Origin of the sequence: Neisseria sp. HMSC075C10, from assembly GCF_001815615.1 — a bacterium.
Lineage (GTDB): Bacteria > Pseudomonadota > Gammaproteobacteria > Burkholderiales > Neisseriaceae > Neisseria > Neisseria subflava_A.
Genome location: NZ_KV821266.1, coordinates 201,599 through 220,618 on the forward strand (window position 1 = coordinate 201,599; position 19,020 = coordinate 220,618).

17 protein-coding genes are annotated in these 19,020 nt (G+C 51.8%); 7 read left to right on the forward strand and 10 right to left on the reverse strand.

Annotated features, from left to right (window positions below; translation table 11 throughout):
* Positions 1–51: 51 nt before the first annotated feature.
* Positions 52–939 (reverse strand): YicC/YloC family endoribonuclease, encoded by an 888-nt coding sequence (locus HMPREF3047_RS08450; protein ID WP_283122345.1) that lies wholly within the window; start codon positions 937–939, stop codon positions 52–54.
* Between the two features lie 138 nt (positions 940–1,077).
* On the opposite strand from HMPREF3047_RS08450, the gene rph reads away from it, so the two are divergent.
* The 3 genes from rph to HMPREF3047_RS08465 all read left to right on the forward strand — a co-directional run bounded on the left by rph (position 1,078) and on the right by HMPREF3047_RS08465 (position 4,184).
* Positions 1,078–1,806, forward strand: coding sequence for a ribonuclease PH (gene rph / locus HMPREF3047_RS08455; RefSeq protein ID WP_070713348.1), 729 nt, complete (start codon positions 1,078–1,080; stop codon positions 1,804–1,806).
* 171 nt (positions 1,807–1,977) lie between these two features.
* Positions 1,978–3,198, forward strand: a complete 1,221-nt coding sequence (locus tag HMPREF3047_RS08460) for an aspartate kinase (RefSeq protein ID WP_004519299.1) — start codon at positions 1,978–1,980, stop codon at positions 3,196–3,198.
* 335 nt (positions 3,199–3,533) lie between these two features.
* Positions 3,534–4,184 (forward strand): hypothetical protein, encoded by a 651-nt coding sequence (locus HMPREF3047_RS08465; protein ID WP_070713353.1) that lies wholly within the window; start codon positions 3,534–3,536, stop codon positions 4,182–4,184.
* An 87-nt stretch (positions 4,185–4,271) separates the two neighbouring features.
* On the opposite strand, the gene HMPREF3047_RS08470 is transcribed toward HMPREF3047_RS08465, so the two are convergent.
* Both HMPREF3047_RS08470 and HMPREF3047_RS08475 read right to left on the reverse strand, forming a co-directional pair.
* A complete protein-coding gene (locus HMPREF3047_RS08470) occupies positions 4,272–4,712 on the reverse strand; it encodes a DNA polymerase III subunit chi (RefSeq protein WP_070713355.1) in 441 nt (146 codons plus the stop codon).
* Positions 4,713–4,749: 37 nt separating this feature from the next.
* Positions 4,750–7,236, reverse strand: a complete 2,487-nt coding sequence (locus HMPREF3047_RS08475) for a heavy metal translocating P-type ATPase (RefSeq protein ID WP_070713358.1) — start codon at positions 7,234–7,236, stop codon at positions 4,750–4,752.
* 360 nt (positions 7,237–7,596) lie between these two features.
* Here HMPREF3047_RS08475 and HMPREF3047_RS11605 point away from each other — a divergent pair, with 360 nt between their 5' ends.
* On the forward strand, positions 7,597–7,722 hold the full coding sequence (locus tag HMPREF3047_RS11605) for a hypothetical protein (protein WP_003678791.1): 126 nt from the start codon (positions 7,597–7,599) through the stop codon (positions 7,720–7,722).
* Between the two features lie 68 nt (positions 7,723–7,790).
* Here HMPREF3047_RS11605 and hflX read toward each other — a convergent pair whose 3' ends face one another.
* The 4 genes from hflX to lptF form a co-directional block, all read right to left on the reverse strand.
* A complete protein-coding gene (hflX, locus tag HMPREF3047_RS08480) occupies positions 7,791–8,951 on the reverse strand; it encodes a GTPase HflX (protein ID WP_070713359.1) in 1,161 nt (386 codons plus the stop codon).
* Positions 8,952–8,995: 44 nt separating this feature from the next.
* The gene (locus HMPREF3047_RS08485; protein ID WP_283122344.1) at positions 8,996–10,216 is read right to left on the reverse strand and encodes a glycosyltransferase; all 1,221 of its coding nucleotides are present in this window, start codon (positions 10,214–10,216) and stop codon (positions 8,996–8,998) included.
* A 119-nt stretch (positions 10,217–10,335) separates the two neighbouring features.
* Positions 10,336–11,406, reverse strand: a complete 1,071-nt coding sequence (gene lptG / locus HMPREF3047_RS08490; RefSeq protein ID WP_003745632.1) for an LPS export ABC transporter permease LptG — start codon at positions 11,404–11,406, stop codon at positions 10,336–10,338.
* Positions 11,403–12,518 carry an LPS export ABC transporter permease LptF gene (lptF, locus tag HMPREF3047_RS08495; RefSeq protein WP_070713362.1) on the reverse strand — a complete coding sequence of 372 codons (1,116 nt, stop codon included), beginning with the start codon at positions 12,516–12,518 and terminating at the stop codon, positions 11,403–11,405. Before lptF ends, lptG begins: the two co-directional genes overlap by 4 nt.
* Positions 12,519–12,676: 158 nt before the next feature.
* Between lptF and HMPREF3047_RS08500 the strand changes: the two genes are divergently transcribed.
* The 3 genes from HMPREF3047_RS08500 (at position 12,677) to znuD (ending at position 17,176) form a co-directional block, all read left to right on the forward strand.
* A complete protein-coding gene (locus HMPREF3047_RS08500; protein WP_070713365.1) occupies positions 12,677–14,086 on the forward strand; it encodes a leucyl aminopeptidase in 1,410 nt (469 codons plus the stop codon).
* Positions 14,087–14,186: 100 nt separating this feature from the next.
* A complete protein-coding gene (locus HMPREF3047_RS08505) occupies positions 14,187–14,669 on the forward strand; it encodes a cupin domain-containing protein (RefSeq protein ID WP_070713367.1) in 483 nt (160 codons plus the stop codon).
* A 218-nt stretch (positions 14,670–14,887) separates the two neighbouring features.
* Entirely contained in the window at positions 14,888–17,176 is a 2,289-nt protein-coding gene (znuD, locus tag HMPREF3047_RS08510; RefSeq protein ID WP_070713369.1) for a TonB-dependent zinc receptor ZnuD, read from the forward strand.
* A gap of 84 nt (positions 17,177–17,260) precedes the next feature.
* Here the strand turns inward: znuD and HMPREF3047_RS08515 are convergent, their stop codons facing one another.
* The 3 genes from HMPREF3047_RS08515 to HMPREF3047_RS08525 all read right to left on the reverse strand — a co-directional run bounded on the left by HMPREF3047_RS08515 (position 17,261) and on the right by HMPREF3047_RS08525 (position 18,971).
* A complete protein-coding gene (locus HMPREF3047_RS08515) occupies positions 17,261–18,091 on the reverse strand; it encodes a phosphatidylserine decarboxylase (protein WP_070713373.1) in 831 nt (276 codons plus the stop codon).
* A gap of 225 nt (positions 18,092–18,316) precedes the next feature.
* Positions 18,317–18,583, reverse strand: coding sequence for a hypothetical protein (locus HMPREF3047_RS08520; protein ID WP_070608048.1), 267 nt, complete (start codon positions 18,581–18,583; stop codon positions 18,317–18,319).
* Positions 18,564–18,971 (reverse strand): phage holin family protein, encoded by a 408-nt coding sequence (locus tag HMPREF3047_RS08525; RefSeq protein ID WP_049330957.1) that lies wholly within the window; start codon positions 18,969–18,971, stop codon positions 18,564–18,566. The genes HMPREF3047_RS08520 and HMPREF3047_RS08525 overlap by 20 nt, the downstream gene beginning before the upstream one ends.
* Between the last annotated feature and the right edge of the window lie 49 nt (positions 18,972–19,020).

Here is a 19,020-nt window from a genome sequence, read left to right on the forward strand (position 1 = left end):
AGGCCGTCTGAAAGTTTTCAGACGGCCTTGTTTTATCTGTTCGTTATCGATTTATTCGATATTTTGAACCTGTTCGCGCATTTGTTCGATTAAGACTTTCAGTTCTACCGAAGCTTGCGTGCATTCGGCAGCGATGGCTTTGCTGCCCAAAGTGTTGGCCTCGCGGTTGAGCTCCTGCATCAGGAAATCCAAACGTTTCCCTACGCTGCCCTTGCCTTCGGTAACGATGCGGCGTACTTCGGCGATATGGGTGCGCAAACGGCTGAATTCCTCATCCACATCGGATTTTTGGATGAATAAAGCAAATTCCTGTTGCAAGCGGTCGTTGTCGATATTGCCGACGGCTTCTGCCAAACGGGCTTTGACTTTGTCCATATGCGCCTGCAGCAGGCTTGGGAACAGTTCGTTCAAAGCATCCACAATCTCTTCCATGCCGTCCAGACGTTGCAGCAGGTGCTCGCCCAGTTTTTTGCCTTCACGTTTGCGGGCAGCCGTGAACTCTTTCAACGCGCCGGTCAATAAATCTTTGACACCTTTCGCCAAGGCCTCGGCGTCTTCGCCCTGCCCTGCCAAAACGCCGGGGAAACGCAAAACATCGGCCACGCTCAGCTTGCCGAAATTGTGTTCCTTGCGCCATTCTTTGTTCAACTTCGCCAGCTGTGCGACCAAGTCCTGATTGACCTCCAAAGTCTGACCGCCAGAAGCCGCATCTTGCAGCTGAACACGGCATTCCAGTTTACCGCGAGCCACAGCCGCGGCAATCTGTTCGCGCAACGCACCTTCCAAATAGCGCAACTCTTCCGGCATACGGAATTGGACATCCAAATAACGATGGTTGACCGCGCGGATTTCCAAATTAATCCGCTTGCCGCCGCATTCGCCTGCGGCATTGGCAAAGCCGGTCATGCTGTGGATTTGAATAGTTCGTCTTGTAGCCATGGTTTTACTCCGTTTCCAAATACGAGTGAAAGTATGGACACTATAACACACCCGACCGACGATTTTCAGACGGCCTTTGGTGCCAAATTCCTCTATAATTCAAGGCAACCTATTTTTTATTCCCCCCAAAGGTTCATCATGAGTAACTACACCCGCACCGGCCGCGCCGCCGACAGCCTGCGCAACATCAAAATTACGCCCAATTTTCTCCCCCACGCCGACGGCTCCTGCCTTATCGAGTGCGGCAATACCAAAGTGATTTGCACTGCCTCCATCGACGAAAATGTCCCACCCTTCCTGCGCGGTAAAGAACAAGGCTGGGTAACGGCCGAATACGGTATGTTGCCGGCTTCCACCGCCTCCCGTATGCGCCGCGAGGCCGCCGCGGGCAAACAATCCGGACGCACACAAGAAATCCAACGCTTGATCGGCCGCTCTCTACGCGCCGTCGTCGATATGGAAAAACTCGGCGAACGCCAAATCCTGATTGACTGCGACGTCATCCAAGCCGACGGCGGCACGCGTACCGCCTCCATTACCGGCGCCTACGTTGCCCTGCAAATCGCCGTGGACAAACTCCTTTCAGACGGCCTTATCAGCGAAAACCCCATCCGTGAAGCCGTTGCCGCCGTTTCCGCCGGCGTGGTGGGTGGTGTACCGCTTTTGGACTTGGACTATCCCGAAGACTCAGGCTGCGACAGCGACGTCAACATCATCATGACCGCATCCGGCAAAATCATCGAAATCCAAGGTACGGCCGAAGGCGCACCGTTCAGCATCGAAGAATTGGGCAAACTCATTGCCCTCGCGCATAAAGGCATTGCCGAATTAGTCCAACACCAGCAGGCCGCCCTTTTAGCCCGATAATCAGCAAGGCCGTCTGAAAACTTTCAGACGGCCTTTTTTAACCAAACCCCTTTATGCGTATTTACTCAAAAAAGCGCGTTCCATCCTTGAATTCCATGTAAAAAATAGTAATAATAACCCTTTTTCCAGCAAACCAAGCTGCCCGATAACCCCCACAAGAAAGCACGAAACATGGCGTTAATCGTACATAAATACGGCGGCACATCAGTAGGCTCGCCAGAACGCATCAAAAACGTAGCCAAACGTGTCGCCAAAGCCCGCGCCGAAGGACACGACATCGTAGTCGTCGTATCCGCCATGAGCGGCGAAACCAACCGACTGGTCGCACTGGCGCACGAAATGCAAGAGCATCCCGATCCGCGCGAACTCGACGTCGTTCTCGCTACCGGCGAACAAGTGACCATCGGCCTACTGGCCATGGCGCTGAAAGACATCGGCGTTGACGCCAAAAGCTACACCGGCTGGCAAGTCGCCCTCCAAACCGACACTTCCCACACCAAAGCCCGCATCGAAAACATCGACGACGAAAGAATGCGTGCCGATTTGGCCGCCGGTAAAGTCGTTATCGTAGCCGGTTTCCAAGGCATCAGCAGCGAAGGCAATATCTCAACCCTCGGCCGTGGCGGTTCGGACACCTCTGCCGTTGCCATCGCCGCAGCCCTCAAAGCCGACGAATGCCAAATTTACACCGACGTGGACGGCGTTTACACCACCGACCCGCGCGTCGTACCCGAAGCACGCCGCATGGACACGATCACATTCGAAGAAATGATCGAATTGGCCAGCCTTGGCTCAAAAGTTTTACAAATCCGCTCCGTAGAATTCGCCGGAAAATACAAAGTGCGCCTGCGCGTACTCAGCAGCCTGCAAGATGGCGGCAACGGCACCCTGATTACCTTTGAAGAGGACGACAACATGGAAAGAGCAGCCGTAACCGGTATCGCATTCGACAAAAACCAAGCACGCATCAACGTACGCGGCGTACCTGACAAACCCGGCGTTGCCTACCAAATCCTCGGCGCTGTTGCCGATGCCAACATCGAAGTCGACATGATCATCCAAAATGTCGGCAGCGAAGGCACAACCGACTTCTCCTTCACCGTCCCACGCGGTGACTACAAACAAACCATCGAACTGCTGCAACAACGCCAAGACAGCATCGGCGCCGCTTACATCGACGGCGACGACACCGTATGCAAAGTCTCCGCAGTCGGCTTGGGCATGCGTTCACACGTCGGCGTAGCTGCCAAAATCTTCCGCACCCTCGCAGAAGAAGGCATCAACATCCAAATGATTTCAACTTCCGAAATCAAAGTATCCGTCCTGATTGACGAAAAATACATGGAACTGGCCACCCGCGTTCTGCATAAAGCATTCGACTTAGGCAACTAATTCCAGCCAATCAAAAGGCCGTCTGAAACTTTATTGTTTCAGACGGCCTTTTTTATTTCCATTACATAAATCAACAACATCTTAATAAAAAAATCTACTTTAATTCAAAACAGCACAGCTTGCCTTATTATTACCCTTGTTAATTTCATTATATGTTCAATATTTTACAACCATCCATCTTCGCCGTTTAATTCCAAAAACATACCACTTAACCTAATTTAAGGAAAATAAACAAATTTGTAATAAAATAGGACAAAAGCACAAATAATTATCTACGCTCATCAATAAAAACAAATTTCCCCCAATTTTCCCCTAACTTAAGAAGGAATCCTAATATGAACGTATTAAACAAATTCGGTATGCTGATCTTGACCGCTTCCCTGCTGACAGCCTGCGGTGACTCCGGCAATAAAGGCAGCAGCGACAAACCGGCAGAACAAGTTGCCCAAAGCGAATCTAGCCCGGCCAACAAATACGAAAAAGCCCTGAGCGAATTCCCGGAAGCAGATCCTAAACTGGCCGAACCTATCGTCATTTCCGATAAAAAATCTCCAGAAGGTCTTGCCGAATTACAAAAATTCATTCATTTCACCACCGGTGAAGAAGCACAAAACATCGGCAAAATGGGACAAGAATTGCAACAACTGGCCAGCCAAGGTAAAGAAGCCGAGACTTTAGAGCAGATGAAAAAATTGACTGATGCACTGGAGCAATTCCATCAGAGCGCAGCTGCCCTCGATATCAAAGATCCTGAAATCAAAGCAGTTTTAGACCGAACTATACAAGTCAGCAGTGCTGCCAACAACCTGATGATTTATGCAGGTAAGCATGCTTCTGAGCTGACTATCAACGGCAAAGATAAAGATTCACTCAAATTTGCCAATGATTTCCAAGAAAAATCTCAAAAATTGCAAGAAACCCTGCGTGCAGCCAATCAAGAAGTACAAAAAGCTGCCGAAGCTTTAGGCAAAAAATACTCCCAATAAGCCTATTGTTTCCAATAAATAGCAGAAAGGGACATCATCAAAATGTCCCTTTGTTTATATTCAGACGGCCTTGAATATCTCCAACACTCAATCCTTCCCTTCTCTCGAAAAATGCTCAATCTCAAATCCGCTCTGACGATAAGCTCGAAAACGGTCTCGGGCTTCGGCCAAATCTTCTAAGCTGTTGCCGACAATTTCAAGGATACGGTTTGGAATGGCCGGGGCTTGGCTCCAGAAATCGGCCGACAGGTTCAAAACCGTGCAATCCTGCGGAATATTCGGCAATGCATTTCCAAACGCAAGCAATACCGGCGTTTCAGACGGCATGGGGTCGGTAGGCAGCCAGACTTCATGCGGAATAAAGCTTTCGGGAATCTGCTGCCACAAATCAATGTCGAGTTGCTGCACTGCCGCAGCAGAATCCGACCACACCAAAATCTGCCCACCATCGCGTATGACGCGCGCAATCAGGCGGCAGGCAAAGGCAGCCGGCTGGGCGACGTGTGTATAAAAAGTGGCTTTAGGCATAGCGTATTCTTTCGTTTAGGCAATGGATTTGCCGTTTTCAGATGGCCTTTTTGGTTTTCAACAATCTCAAGGCATTGCCCAACACCAGCAGCGAGCTGAAACTCATGCCGAGCGCGGCGATCCACGGGGTAACGTAACCAAACACGGCCAGCGGAACGGCAACCAGATTGTATGCGCTAGCCCAAGTCAGGTTTTGGCGGATAATTTGATGGGTGCGGCGTGCCTGTTCCATCATCACGGGCAAAACGTTCAAATCATCATTGAGCAAAACCACATCCGCACCATCTCGCGCCACATCGGCACTCGTTGCCACGGCTGCCGATACGTCTGCTTGGGCAAGGACGGGGGCATCGTTAATCCCGTCGCCGATCATCATGACTTTACGCCCTTGTTTTTGCAGATTTTCCACATAAGCCAGCTTGTCTTCAGGCGTGGCTTCGGCACGATAGGCATCCAATCCCAGCTCTTTCGCGACTTGGTCTACGGCGGCTTGACGGTCGCCGCTTAAAAGGTGCAGACGGATGCCGTGTTGTTTCAGGTTTTGCAACATTTCAGCGGCGCTGTCTTTGATTTGGTCTTCCAATAAAAAGGCCGTCTGAAAACCTCTTTGATTGCCCAAGAAAATAATGCCGCCTGTGTGGTCGATATGGGCAAAGGCTTCGGGCAGATGACCGGAGATTTCCGAAACAAACGCCGCTTTGCCCAAAGCCCAAACTTGGGTTTCGCCATCAAATTCGATTTGCGCGCTGACGCCATGTCCGATACGGCTGACCCGTTGCTGTACTTTCACATCAAGCGCGGATACAGGGCCGTCTGAAAGCGTATGGTTCAAAATGGCACGGGCGATGGGGTGTTCGGATTGCTGTTCCAATGCTTGGGCAACGGCAAGGGCTTGGACTTCGTTCAGACGGCCTGCTGACAACATACGGCTGACGGAAAGCTGCCCTTTGGTCAGCGTACCGGTTTTGTCGAACACGACATCGTCAATTTGGGCAAGCGTTTCCAGGCTTTGTTTGCCGCTGATGAGAATGCCGTCTTTGGCCAGCGCACCGGTAGAAGCAGCCAGCGCGGTCGGTGTGGCAAGCGACAAGGCACAGGGGCAGGTGATGACCAGCAGGGCAACGGTAATCCATAAGGCTGTGTGCGCGTCGGCATACCAAGCCCAGCCGATAAAAACGGGAATAGCAAGCAAGAGTTCGCCAAACACAAAACTGGACGCGTATTTTTCGGCCAACTCGGCGGCACGCGGTTTTTGCGCCAGCGCACGGTCGAGCAGTTTGACGATATGGGACAGGCGCGTGTTGCCGCCGGTATGGTCGGTGCGGATGATTAAAGGGCTACTGGTGTTGAGCGTGCCGGCGGTTACTTTTTCAGACGGCCTTTTCACGATGGGCAGACTTTCGCCGGTCAACATGGCTTCGTTAACTTCACTCTCGCCGGATAAAACCGTACCGTCCACCGGAATGACTTCGCCGGGCTTCACAACAATCGTATCGCCGATATTGAGGCGGACGACTGCGGCTTCCTCGATGTCATCACTTTCCGGATAAGACGGCAAACGGTGGCAGAATGCCGGAACCAGTTTGACCAACCGCTCCGCCGCATCGCCTGCTTTGCGTCGGGCAATCTGTTCCATAAAACGCCCGCCCAACAGGAAAAACAACAGCATGGCGATGGATTCAAAATACATGCCCTGCCCTGCGTTGGTGGCCAAGCTGTAAATACCGGCGATAAAGGTCATCACAATGGCAATGGCAATCGGCGTATCCATGCCGACACGGCGGTTTTTCCAGTCGCGCCATGCGCCGCGGTAAAACGGCAACGCGCTGTAAAATACAACGGGCAACACCATCAAAAAGCCGCCCCAATGCAAGATTTCCAAATAAAGCGGCTCGATGTCGCCGCCGTAAAAATAAGTCGGCAGGGCAAACATCATCGTCTGCATCATACCCAGACCGGCTACGGCCAATCTGACGATAAACTGTTTGCGTTCCTTCTGAGCCTGCGCTTCGATTTTTTGCGCATCATAAGGCGCGGCGGTATAACCGGTTTGGCGGATTTTCAGCAAAATGTCCGACAATTCGATGTGGGCGCTGTCCCACAACACGCGGCAGCGGTGTGTGCTGTAATTCAAATCCACGCGCACTACGCCCTTCATGCGCAACAACTGCTGCTCAATCAGCCACACACACGCGGCGCAGGTAATGCCGCCCAGCATCAACACCGCCTCGCGTTCATCCCCTGCGCCGACCTCGACAAAGTCCGCCTGTACTTCGGGCAAATCGTACAGCTTTAATTGCGACAACACTTCCGGTGGCGGTAATTCAGATTTTTCTGCATCTGCAGTACGCTGTTTGTAATAATTGCCCAAACCGGCATCAATAATACTCTGCGCCACTGCTTGGCAGCCGGCGCAGCAGGTTTCGTGTTCTTCGTCTTCAAAACGAACCGTCAGATGCAGATGATCCGGGACTTCAAGCCCGCAATGGAAACAGTTTTTTTGGGGATGTGTGGAAGATGTCATAACGTGTTCGATTTATTTTTCAGACGGCCTGAAACAACCGTCCCAGGGTGTTACATTTTAGCAAAAAGCGTTTTTCCGCCTCTTTTCATTCAATTTTGAATTAACAGACTGTCGGACTTTGTAAAAAATATGGAAAACAAAGTATTGACCGTTTATCAGATGATGAACGGTAACATATAAATACCGTTTATCTTTAAAAACTTCCAATTATTTTAATGTAAAAATGGAACTTTTTTAAAAATTCAAATATGTTTTTTATTGACCTCAGTCCATTTAAGCAGCATACTTTAGCCATTCCGCGAAGACGGAAATAAAAAACACACATTTACTTATAAAACTAACTTATTGGGAAACCTCACCATGATTGATCGCCTTATGCCTATTTTTGCCGTTATCGGCATTTTGTCCAGCACCGTATACCTGAGCCTCGCCGCTTGGATGCTTTACGAAAGCGTGTTCAAAAAGAAAAGCCCTCTGTCGGCATAATCCTCGGATTTAAAATTTTACGGTAAGGCCGTCTGAACATTCAGACGGCCTTGTTTCATTCCATACTATCAAGCATTTGGTTGTATAGCCAATTCAATCATCGCTTCGCGCAAACCGTCCAAGCCCAAACTTTCGACAACGGAAACATTCACGCCGACGGCATGCCCGGAATTGTCGCGCAAAATGCCTGCTTCACGCATACCCGACGGCAGCAAATCAATTTTGTTGTACACCACCAATTGCGGAATTTCATGCGCGCCGATTTCTTCCAAAACTTCGTTGACATCGTCCATCTGCCGTTCAAAATCGGGATTGGACGCATCAACGACGTGCAATAGCACATCCGCCATCGCCGTCTCTTCCAAGGTGGCGGAAAACGCCGACACCAGTTTGTGCGGCAAATCGCGGACGAAGCCGACGGTATCGGTCAAAATCACGCTTGCCTCATGCGACAGGAAAAGCCGGCGCGCAGTAGTATCCAAAGTAGCGAACAACTGGTCTTTCGCCAATACGTCCGCTTTGGTCAAGCGGTTGAACAGGCTGGATTTTCCGGCATTGGTATAGCCGACAATGGCAAAGGTTTTCAGACGGCCGCTCATGCGCGATTTGCGGCGCGTGGCGCGTTGTTTGCGGACATCGGCAAGCTGTTTTTTCAATGCCGTGATTTTTTGTCCGATTAAGCGGCGGTCGGTTTCCAACTGGGTTTCACCCGGCCCTTTCAAGCCGATACCGCCCTTCTGACTTTGCAGGTGTCCATAACCGCGTATCAGCCGTCCGCTCAAATGGTTCAACTGAGCCAACTCCACCTGCAACTTACCTTCCTGCGATTGGGCGCGTTTGGCAAAAATCGCCAAAATCAAACCCACTCTGTCGAGTACGCGGCATTGAAGCTCTTTTTCCAGATTACGCTCTTGTGTCGGCGTGAGTTCGTGGTTAAACACGACCAGCCCGACATCATGCTGCTTGACCACTGCCGCCAACTCTTCCGCCTTGCCCGTACCGACAAACAAAGCCGGATGCGGTTTGTCGCGGCGTGAAGTTTCGATAGAAACCAAATCACCGCCGGCCGCGCTCACCAATTCTGCCGCTTCGGTCAAGGCCGTCTGAAAGCCGCGTTCGCGCGTTTCGTTCGCGCCGGAATAGTCCGCCGTCAACATCACGCCGACCAAGAGGACTCGTTCGGGCTGCTCCAAAGATTTATCGACGGAAAACAGATTGCGCTTGCTCAAAAAATTTCCTTTCAGACGGCCTGACGGCTGGGTCAAAGTGCTGATTAACGGTTTTTCAAAATATCGGCAAAATATTCGGTCACTTCTGCCAAACGTCCGCCTTGCGCGGCATAAGGCTGCATTACGGCCACCAGCTGCTCCAATACTTCGCGCGTTTCGGTTTGCGCGTATTCGCGGTAGAGCCACATATTTTGCATGGTCACCGTGGTCAATGCCTCGCGTACATTAAGCAAGAGCAAGTGGCGGCAAGACTCATAGCCTTGGCGCAAATCGCCGGCCGCATAGGCGGTAACCGACAATTCATAGTCGATGTCCAACTGATAAACATTGCTTTGGACAAAAAGAATATCGTCGTTCGGGAAAGGAATGCGTTTCGCCATCAGGCCAATCGCATGGGAAATGCGGTATTTTCCTTCCTGACGCAGCATGGTTTGCGCGAGGTAGAGACACTCGGCACGGTGCGGGTTGTAATCGTAGCCTGCCAACCAAGTCGCCAAGGCTTCATCGCGTTTGCCCATTAATTTGTAGCACTCGCCCAGCTGTTGGTAAGAAACCGTTACTTCCTCGATCCAACCGCCCAACTCGATACGTTTTTTAAACCATTCGCTCGCACGCTCGGGCATATCAGAATCCCAATAAGAACGCGCCGCATAAAAGGCGTAACGCGGTTTCAGGTCTTCATCTTCAGGACTGTAAAACGCTTTTTCCAAAGAAACGGCGTCAAGCAGGTATTTGTTCGCCATATTGCTGCGTGCGCCGAAACGGCCGCTGAGAACCGTATAGTCGCCATGAAGCGTGGCTTCGCTGGCATCTTGTTTGTCGGTTTCGATAAATTCGTGCAACACGCCGCGCCAGTAGAATGTTCCGTCATTGCGCAACAACAGCGGACGGTAATAAACCACGCTGCCCATGGCATTTCTCATGCGAAGGCGGTAGCGGTCGGCGGTCAGCTCGGGCAATTCCAATTTACCTTCAAAGCGGTCGTCCGCATCAAAAATCAACACGTAATCGGTTTTGTCTTTTGCGTGTTTCAAAGCCTGATTACGGTTGTATGCAAAATTTTGCCAACCATCATGATGAATCTCGCCCGCGATGCCCTTTGCATTGAAAAAGCGGCGGATCACGCCGGCAGTATCATCGGTCGAGCCGGTGTCGCTGATGACGTAGTAGTCAAGTTTGATGTGGTCGGTGATGTTGGCCAGTGTTTCTTCGATAATTGCCGCTTCATTTTTGACAATCATATTCAAGCAGATGGTTTGGGACATTTTCAATAGCCGCATTGGTTTGGAAAGGTATTATTTTACTTTAGCATTTTGTTTTTTGCACACAAAATACTCAGGCCGTCTGAAGATTGCCTTTCAGACGGCCTGAAGTTTATTTTGCCTTATCTTTTTTCCTGACGGCGTATCAGATACACCGCCAACAGTGCAAACAAAACCGTCGGCAATGCGCCTGCCAAAAACGGCGGCACGCCGTACAACTGGCTGGTAAAGCCGAAGAGCCGTCCGGCAAAGTGGAACAGCAAACCGAGGCAGATACCGCCGAAGAGTTTCAAGCCCATATTGCCGTGGCGCGTGGTTTGCGGCGTAAAGGCGAAGGCAACAAGCGCCATCACCCATGCGGCAACGGGATACACCAGCTTGCGCCACCATGCGATGGCATAGACTTGGGTATTTTGGTTGTTTTTTTCCAGATGGTCGATGTAGGTGGTCAATTCGCCGACAGACATTTGGTCGGGCTTGACGAGCAATACGTCCATCAGGTTGCGCTTGACGGAAATCGGCCAGTTTTCTTCGGCGGCAGTGGAAACCTCGACTTTATCTTCGCCCAATATGCTGCGGCGGATGTTTTTCAGCTGCCAGCTACCGTCAGGATTCAAAACGGCGGATTCTGCTTCTGCCGCTTGGGTCAGTTCGTTTTTATCGTTGCGCTGCCAAATTTTAATGCCCAGCAGGGTATGGTCGGGCAACATTTCGCGCACGTTGATAATGCTGTTTTTTTCTTTCAGCCAAAGGCCGGTATTGCCGGTACTGATTTTGCCGTTGATGGCGGCGGCCTTAATGTTTTCGGCTTTTTGGCTCAGCGTGGGGGCAACCCATTCGCCGAGCGCGACGGTGGCAATGGCGAAAATCAAACCGAACTGCGACAGAATCAACAGCAGCTTTTTGGTGCTCATGCCGCTGGCTTTGATGACGGTCAGTTCGCTGCCGGAAGCCAGCTGGCTGAGGGAAATCAGGCCGCCGATCAAAACGGCAAGCGGCATCAGTTCATATGCGCGCGCAGGCATCTGCATTAAAACATACTGCCCCAATTTTGCGCCGTTATAGCTGCCTTTTCCAAGATCGCCGACTTCGTTGATGATTTCAAAAAAGCTGTACAAAGCGAGGAAGGCAAGGAGGGCGTAAACTGCCATAACCGCCATTTGACGGATGATGTAACGTGAAATCAGGTTCATTTTCCGCCTTTCAATGTCAGACTTTTGCCAACCGCCTGCCAGAAGGGTTGGCTAGGCATACTGCGCACGCGCAGCAGGACGACGGCAATCACGAACATGATGATGTGCATAGGCAGCAGTCCGAGCCAGAAATGGATTTTGCCGTCTTCCACAGCATTGCGCAGGAAGGTCAGCCCGTTTTGGTAAACCAAAAACAAACCGATGGCAATCAGGATATTGTAGGTATGGCCGCTGCGCGGATTGAAATAGGAAAGCGGCACGGCAAGCAGGCAGAGCAACAAAACGCTGACGGTCAGCGAAATGCGCCACATCAATTCCGCTTGGTGTTGGGGATTGCTGCTGCCAATCAGTTGTGCGGTCGGAATGGTACGGCGGTGTGAAACAGGGTCGATGAGTTTGGGCGTGGTGCTGACAATCAGGCTGAGGTGTTGGAAAGAAACGCGGTTGTAATCGGCTTTGCCGGGCGTACCGCTGTAACGGTAGCCGTCGCGCAATTCAAGCGTGCGTTTGTTGTCGGTCAGCGAAAAATTGCCCTCTTTGGCAAAAACGATGTTGTCGTTGCCGTTTTTGTCCTGCTCACGCAGGAAGAGGTTTTTCATGATGCCGGATTCGGTATCGAAGGTTTCGACAAAATAAACCCTGCCGTTGCGCTTGCCCAAGTTATTGAACTCGCCGGCTTCCACCAAAGATAATTCCTGTTTCTGCTTCAAAATTTCGGCATATTCGCGGCTGCGCAACTCTGCCCACGGCATCACCCAAAGCTGCATGACGGCAATCAAAATAGCAAACGGCACGGCAAACTGCATGACCGGGCGTATCCATTGTTTCAATGCCAATCCGCAGGAAAGCCAAACCGACATCTCGCTGTCGCGCCAGTAGCGGGTCAATACGGTCAGCGTGCTGATAAATGCGGTCAACACCAGCAAAAGCGGCGTCATGCCGATGACCCAGAAGCCGACCAAGGCCAGCACGGCATCGATGGCGACACGCCCGTCGGCTGCGCGGCCAAGCAGGTTGATCGCCTGCGTGGACACCAATACCGCCAAGAGGACGACAAAGATGCCGACGGCGGTAAAGGAAAGTTCTTTAATAAAGTTTCTTTGGTAAATCATAAGATTGAGCGTGGTCTACGGTTTATGGGAAACCCATATTTATTCATAAGGCTTCAGACGGCATGACACAAATGGAGTACAATGATTTTCATCTGTTCGGACGGTTGGTCAACAGGCCGTCTGAATAACCGACAACCGTTCCAATCAGGAGAATAAACGTGAAATTTAGCACAAAAGCCGAAACTTTGCAGGCTCAACAGGCAGGTGCGCAATTATTTGTCTGCGCCGAAGCATCGCAACTGAGCAACCCGACTGCCCTCGCCCTCTTCGCTTCCCTTGAAGAAGGTCAAAATTTCGCCGACGCCAAAATCCCGACGGACAACGGTTTGCAAGCCATTGCCGTCGCCCGCCTCCAAAAAACCGACCGCGCCGCGCTGAACAAAGCCGCCGCCGAAGCCGCCAAATGGGCGCAAAACCAAGAAACGGTCAATGTGGACGTTCATGCCTTTGAAGAAGCGCAAGCAGCAGCTGTTGCCGAAGCCTTCGCCATCGCGTTCGGCAACGCCGCCTACCGTTTCGACCGCTATAAAAAAGAAGCCAAACCGGCCAAATTTGCAGAAGCCGTGTTTTACACTGCACACGAAGCCGCCGTCAAAGAAGCCCTGCGCGTCGCCGAAGCGCAAGTTTACGGACAAAGCCTCTGCCGTGACTTGGGCAATGCGGCACCGAACGAATGCACGCCTGAATTCCTCGCGCGTACCGCCAAAGCCGAAGCTGAAAAACTGGGCGCACACGCCAAAATCATTGAAAAAGACTACATCAAAGAAAATATGGGTTCGTTCTGGTCTGTCGCCAAAGGCAGCGTTGAGGATCCATATTTGGTCGAACTGAGCTATTTCGGTGCGGCCGACAAAGAAGCCGCGCCTGTGGTATTGGTCGGCAAAGGCATTACCTTCGACACCGGCGGCATCTCCCTCAAACCCGGCCTGAACATGGACGAAATGAAGTTCGACATGTGTGGCGCGGCAACCGTCATCAGTACCTTCTGCGCCGCCGTCAAACTGCAACTGCCGATCAACCTGATTGCCATCGTCGCCACTTGTGAAAACATGCCTTCCGGCGCAGCCAACAAACCGGGCGACGTCGTGAAAAGCATGAAAGGCTTGACCATCGAAGTGTTGAACACCGATGCCGAAGGCCGTCTGATTTTGTGCGACGCACTCACTTACGCCGAGCAATTCAAACCTAAAGCCGTCATCGACGTTGCCACTCTGACCGGCGCGTGCATCATCGCCTTGGGTCATGACGTCAGCGGCGTGATGGGCAACAATCAAGATTTGGTCGACAGCCTGCTGGCCGCTTCCCGCAACGTGGACGACAAAGCATGGCAACTGCCGCTCTTTGAGACCTACAAAGACCAACTCAAGTCCAACTTCGCCGACATTCCCAACATCGGCACGCCCGGCGCAGGCACGATTACCGCCGCCACCTTCCTGTCTTATTTCACCGAAGACTACCCGTGGGCACACCTCGACATCGCAGGTACCGCATGGAAATCCGGCGGTGAAAAAGGCGCGACCGGCCGCCCTGTTCCATTATTGTTGAACTATCTGCGCAACGTGAAATAAATCTTGGGGGAAGCCTGCGGGGTTAATCGTTTCAACCCCGCAGGCCGTCTGAAAACGGAATCCGCATTATCTGACTCAACCTGACAAACGGAGAACCGCCATGAAACCACTATTTGCCGCATTATCTGTCGCCCTTCTGCTCGGCACATCTCTAAACGCTCAAGCCGCCGAACAAACCACCTCCACCGACCGCAGCATCCAAGTGTACAAAAAAGCCGACTTGGCAGAATGGAACCGCGAAAACGCAGCCGGAGGCCAAGGCCCGTTGCTCGGCAGCTTTGCCTTCACGCGCCATCAAACCGCCGACCAAGACGCATTCAAAGAAATCGGCTGGCTCACATTACCGCCGGGCGCTTCCATCGGTCAGCACAAACACACCGGCAATGAAGATGTTTACATCATCGTATCCGGCAAAGGTCTGTTTACCGACAGCGAAGGCAAACAAACCGAAGTCGGCGCCGGCGACATTACCATCGCCCGCCCCGGCCAGTCCCATGCGTTGAAAAATATCGGCAAAAAACCGTTGGTATTCTTGGATTTGATTGCAGAAACCGCAGGTGCTAAAGCCGCCGAAACCAAGTAATGCTTTCAATGAAAGCAAATAATCTGCCGTGATTTTCTGTCTTAATAAAACCAGGCAGCAGAAAGATTGTTCCATTTTCATTTAAACCTGCATACAAGACAAAGGCCGTCTGAAAACCACGCTTCGTTTTCAGACGGCCTTTTTTCTCAAAAATCTTATCATATAAATGACGCAATGTTATATAATAACAGCCTTTCGAAATATGATGAGAAACTAAAATGACACAAACCACACTCAAGCCCATTGTTTTATCTATTCTTTTAATCAGCACCCCCATCCTCTCCCAAGCGCATGAAACCGAGCAGTCGGTTGACTTGGACGAGGTTACCGTCGTCGGCAAAAGCCGTCCGCGCGCAACGTCGGGGCTGCTGCACGCTTCGACCGCCTCCGACAAAATCATCTCCGGCGATACCTTGCGCCAAAAAGCCGTCAACTTGGGTGATGCTTTGGACGGCGTACCGGGCATTCATGCTTCGCAATACGGCGGCGGCGCATCCGCTCCTGTCATTCGCGGGCAGACGGGCAGACGGATTAAAGTGTTGAACCATCACGGCGAAACGGGCGACATGGCGGACTTCTCGCCAGACCATGCCCTGATGGTGGACAGCGCCTTGTCGCAACAGGTCGAAATCCTGCGCGGCCCGGTTACGCTCTTGTACAGCTCGGGCAATGTAGCCGGTTTGGTCGATGTTGCCGATGGCAAAATCCCCGAAAAAATGCCTGAAAACGGCGTATCGGGCGAAGCTGGATTGCGTTTGAGCAGCGGCAATTTGGAAAAACTAACATCCGCAGGCATCAATATCGGACTGGGCAACAACTTCGTGCTGCATACCGAAGGCTTGTACCGCAAATCGGGCGATTATGCCGTACCGCGCTATCAAAAAGAAGAAGGCCGTCTGAAACGACTGACCGACAGCCATGCCGATTCAAAAACAGGCAGCATCGGCCTGTCTTGGGTTGGGGATAAAGGTTTTCTCGGCGTAGCGTACAGCGACCGTCGCGACCGCTACGGCCTGCCTGCCCACAGCCATCTCTATGACGACTGCCACGCCGACATCATCTGGCAGAAAAGTTTGATTAACAAACGCTATTTGCAGCTTTATCCGCACCTATTGACCGAAGAAGACGTCGATTACGACAATCCGGGCTTGAGCTGCGGCTTTCACGACGACGATGATGCACACGCCCATGCCCACAACGGCAAACCGTGGATAGACCTGCGCAACAAACGCTACGAACTCCGCGCCGAATGGAAGCTGCCTCTCCCCGGTTTTGAAGCCCTGCGCGTACATCTGAACCGCAACGACTACCACCACGACGAAAAAGCAGGCGATGCAGTAGAAAACTTCTTCAACAACAAAACACACAACGCCCGTATCGAGTTGCGCCACCAACCTATAGGCCGTCTGAAAGGCAGCTGGGGCGTGCAATATTTGGGACAAAAATCCAGCGCGCTTTCCGCCATTCCCGAAACCGTCCAACAACCGATGTTGATTGACAACAATGTGCGCCATTACAGCTTTTTCGGTGTAGAACAGGCAAACTGGGACAACTTCACGCTCGAAGGCGGCGTACGCGTGGAAAAACAAAAAGCCTCCATCCAGTACGACAAAGCATTGATTGATCGGGAAAACTACTATAACCAGCCCCTGCCCGACCTCGGTGCGCACCGCCAAACCGCCCGTTCGTTCGCACTTTCGGGCAACTGGTATTTCACGCCCCAACACAAACTCAGCCTGACCGCATCCCATCAGGAACGCCTGCCGTCAACGCAAGAGCTGTACGCACACGGCAAGCACGTCGCTACCAACACCTTTGAAGTCGGCAACAAACACCTCAACAAAGAGCGTTCCAACAATATCGAACTCGCACTGGGCTACGAAGGCGACCGCTGGCAATACAATCTGGCACTCTACCGCAACCGCTTCGGCAACTACATTTACGCCCAAACCTTAAACGACGGACGCGGTCCCAAATCCATCGAAGACGACAGCGAAATGAAGCTCGTGCGCTACAACCAATCCGGCGCCGACTTCTACGGCGCGGAAGGCGAAATCTACTTCAAACCGACACCGCGCTACCGCATCGGCGTTTCCGGCGACTATGTACGAGGCCGTCTGAAAAACCTGCCTTCCCTACCCGGCAGGGAAGATGCCTACGGCAACCGTCCTTTCATCGCACAGGATAACCAAAACGCCCCTCGCGTTCCGGCTGCGCGCCTCGGCGTCCATCTGAAAGCCGCACTGACCGACCGCATCGATGCCAATTTGGACTACTACCGTGTGTTCGCCCAAAACAAACTCGCCCGCTACGAAACGCGCACGCCCGGACACCATATGCTCAACCTTGGTGCAAACTACCGCCGCAATACGCGCTATGGTGAGTGGAATTGGTACGTCAAAGCCGACAACCTGCTCAACCAATCCGTTTACGCCCACAGCAGCTTCCTCTCTGATACGCCTCAAATGGGTCGCAGCTTTACCGGCGGCGTGAACGTGAAGTTTTAAAATCGGACAGGCAAACAAAAAAGGTTTTCAGACGGCCGTCTGAAAACCTTTTTCTTGTTTTAACCAATCATTTAAAACTGACTATTAATCTTTCAATACATCTTGCACAGCCGCTTGAATTTTAGCCGCCGCTGCTTCGATTTGCTGTTGTTCGGTAGATTGGCTTGCCACTGTTTCAACCGGAGCAGCTTGAGAAGCCGGAGTCGCTTGTGAAACTGGCGTGGCTTGTGGAGCTGCGGCTTTAGGCTCAGATTCAGCTTGCGGCGCAGTCAGCGGCAAACGCGCCAATACAGTGCTGACGCCGGTAACTTTATCGCCAATCGCCACTTGCGCCTGCGCATCGACAGGCAGATACATATCCACGCGCGAACCAAAGCGGATAAAGCCATAGCGTTCGCCGCGAGACAGTTTCGCACCTGCTTGGGTGTAGCATAAAATACGGCGCGCCACCAAACCGGCCACTTGAACAAAAGTAATTTCACGACCTGAAGCCGTAGTCGCCAAAACCGCATTACGTTCGTTTTCCGTGCTGGCTTTGTCCAAATCCGCATTCACGAATTTGCCTTTGTTATAGACCACTTTCGTTACCGTACAATCGGCAGGCGATTTTTGCGAATGCACGTTGAACACGTTCATAAAAATACTGATTTTCAAAGCATCGACATCACGATACGGATCGCGTGCGCGCTCAACCACCACGATACGGCCGTCAACCGGACTCAACACCGCCTCAGGATTTAGCGGAATTTCACGCGCAGGGTCGCGGAAAAACTGCAGGGCAAATACGGTAAACACCCAAAACGGCAAAGACCACCAGCCGCAGCACATCGACACCAGCAGGCTCAAAGCCAAACCGCCGCCGATAATCGGCCAGCCCTCACGGGCGATAATCGGGTGGGGATACAAACGGTTCATCACTTATCCTTCATTTAATAATTTTAAAATTGCCGCCATTATATCTGAAACTCCAAACATTGAGGCCGTCTGAAATGTTCAGACGGCCGGTGTCTTTTGTAAAAAATACTCAACATAGATAAAGTTTCAGTTTCGGCAACACAATGACGCAGCGTCCTCAACCAGCGGCTCACACGAGCCAACAACTCGCCACAAATATCATTTAGACCAAACCACTGCCCTCGATTATCTCGACAAACCCAGTATGACCGCCAACACTAGCCAAATCCAATGCCGACGGCGTGATGTAGAGAACAAAGAGCGTTGAGACAGCAAACGCGTTTGGCTCAACTGATACGCCACATCTGCGAGCTTAATCAACTGATTGCCCTGTCGTGTTTTGCTTTCTTCCGCTTTACGCAGTTTCAAATTTTCCGCTTCAATCCGCAGCCGCACCAGCTTAGCCTCTAAAAGCAGCAGCTCACGCTCTTCTTCATACTCCTGTCGCTTCATCGTCCGTATCCTTGTCTATCTCACCGCGCAAATACGCAATATCCGATCGAATATCCTGCAAGGTTTCAGCCACACGACTGCCCTGCTCCCGATAATCTGCCGATACTTTGCGGAACAATACGGCAATAATCAGCAGGCTTACAAAGAAAATGCCGAAAAACACCCACAAAGCGGCCACATCCGACAGCACGCGGTTCAAGCCGAACAGCAAACCGACCAAGCCCACCATCAACAGCGCGCCGGACAACACCAGCCAAATCGCCAACCGGAACACATTCTCCGCCTGACGCGTCAAATCCAAGCTCAATACCTGCAAACGCAGCAACAGCAAATCCGCGCCCTGATTCAACAAAGCCTTGCCATGTTCAAAACGCTGGCGAATTCCCATCTTAACTATCCTTTTTTTCAGGAAAACATAAGGCAGAGGCCGTCTGCAC

Excerpts from the sequence above, each read along its gene's own strand:
- HMPREF3047_RS11605 (WP_003678791.1), top strand. The coding sequence starts at position 7,597 with ATGATTGATCGCCTTATGCCTATTTTTGCCGTTATCGGCATTTTGTCC.
- HMPREF3047_RS08460 (WP_004519299.1), top strand. The coding sequence starts at position 1,978 with ATGGCGTTAATCGTACATAAATACGGCGGCACATCAGTAGGCTCGCCA.
- HMPREF3047_RS08470 (WP_070713355.1), bottom strand. The coding sequence starts at position 4,712 with ATGCCTAAAGCCACTTTTTATACACACGTCGCCCAGCCGGCTGCCTTT.
- HMPREF3047_RS08525 (WP_049330957.1), bottom strand. The coding sequence starts at position 18,971 with ATGGGAATTCGCCAGCGTTTTGAACATGGCAAGGCTTTGTTGAATCAG.
- HMPREF3047_RS08475 (WP_070713358.1), bottom strand. The coding sequence starts at position 7,236 with ATGACATCTTCCACACATCCCCAAAAAAACTGTTTCCATTGCGGGCTT.
- HMPREF3047_RS08485 (WP_283122344.1), bottom strand. The coding sequence starts at position 10,216 with ATGTCCCAAACCATCTGCTTGAATATGATTGTCAAAAATGAAGCGGCA.
- lptG (WP_003745632.1), bottom strand. The coding sequence starts at position 11,406 with ATGAACCTGATTTCACGTTACATCATCCGTCAAATGGCGGTTATGGCA.
- HMPREF3047_RS08505 (WP_070713367.1), top strand. The coding sequence starts at position 14,187 with ATGAAACCACTATTTGCCGCATTATCTGTCGCCCTTCTGCTCGGCACA.
- lptF (WP_070713362.1), bottom strand. The coding sequence starts at position 12,518 with ATGATTTACCAAAGAAACTTTATTAAAGAACTTTCCTTTACCGCCGTC.
- rph (WP_070713348.1), top strand. The coding sequence starts at position 1,078 with ATGAGTAACTACACCCGCACCGGCCGCGCCGCCGACAGCCTGCGCAAC.
- HMPREF3047_RS08450 (WP_283122345.1), bottom strand. The coding sequence starts at position 939 with ATGGCTACAAGACGAACTATTCAAATCCACAGCATGACCGGCTTTGCC.
- HMPREF3047_RS08520 (WP_070608048.1), bottom strand. The coding sequence starts at position 18,583 with ATGAAGCGACAGGAGTATGAAGAAGAGCGTGAGCTGCTGCTTTTAGAG.
- HMPREF3047_RS08465 (WP_070713353.1), top strand. The coding sequence starts at position 3,534 with ATGAACGTATTAAACAAATTCGGTATGCTGATCTTGACCGCTTCCCTG.
- HMPREF3047_RS08515 (WP_070713373.1), bottom strand. The coding sequence starts at position 18,091 with ATGAACCGTTTGTATCCCCACCCGATTATCGCCCGTGAGGGCTGGCCG.
- znuD (WP_070713369.1), top strand. The coding sequence starts at position 14,888 with ATGACACAAACCACACTCAAGCCCATTGTTTTATCTATTCTTTTAATC.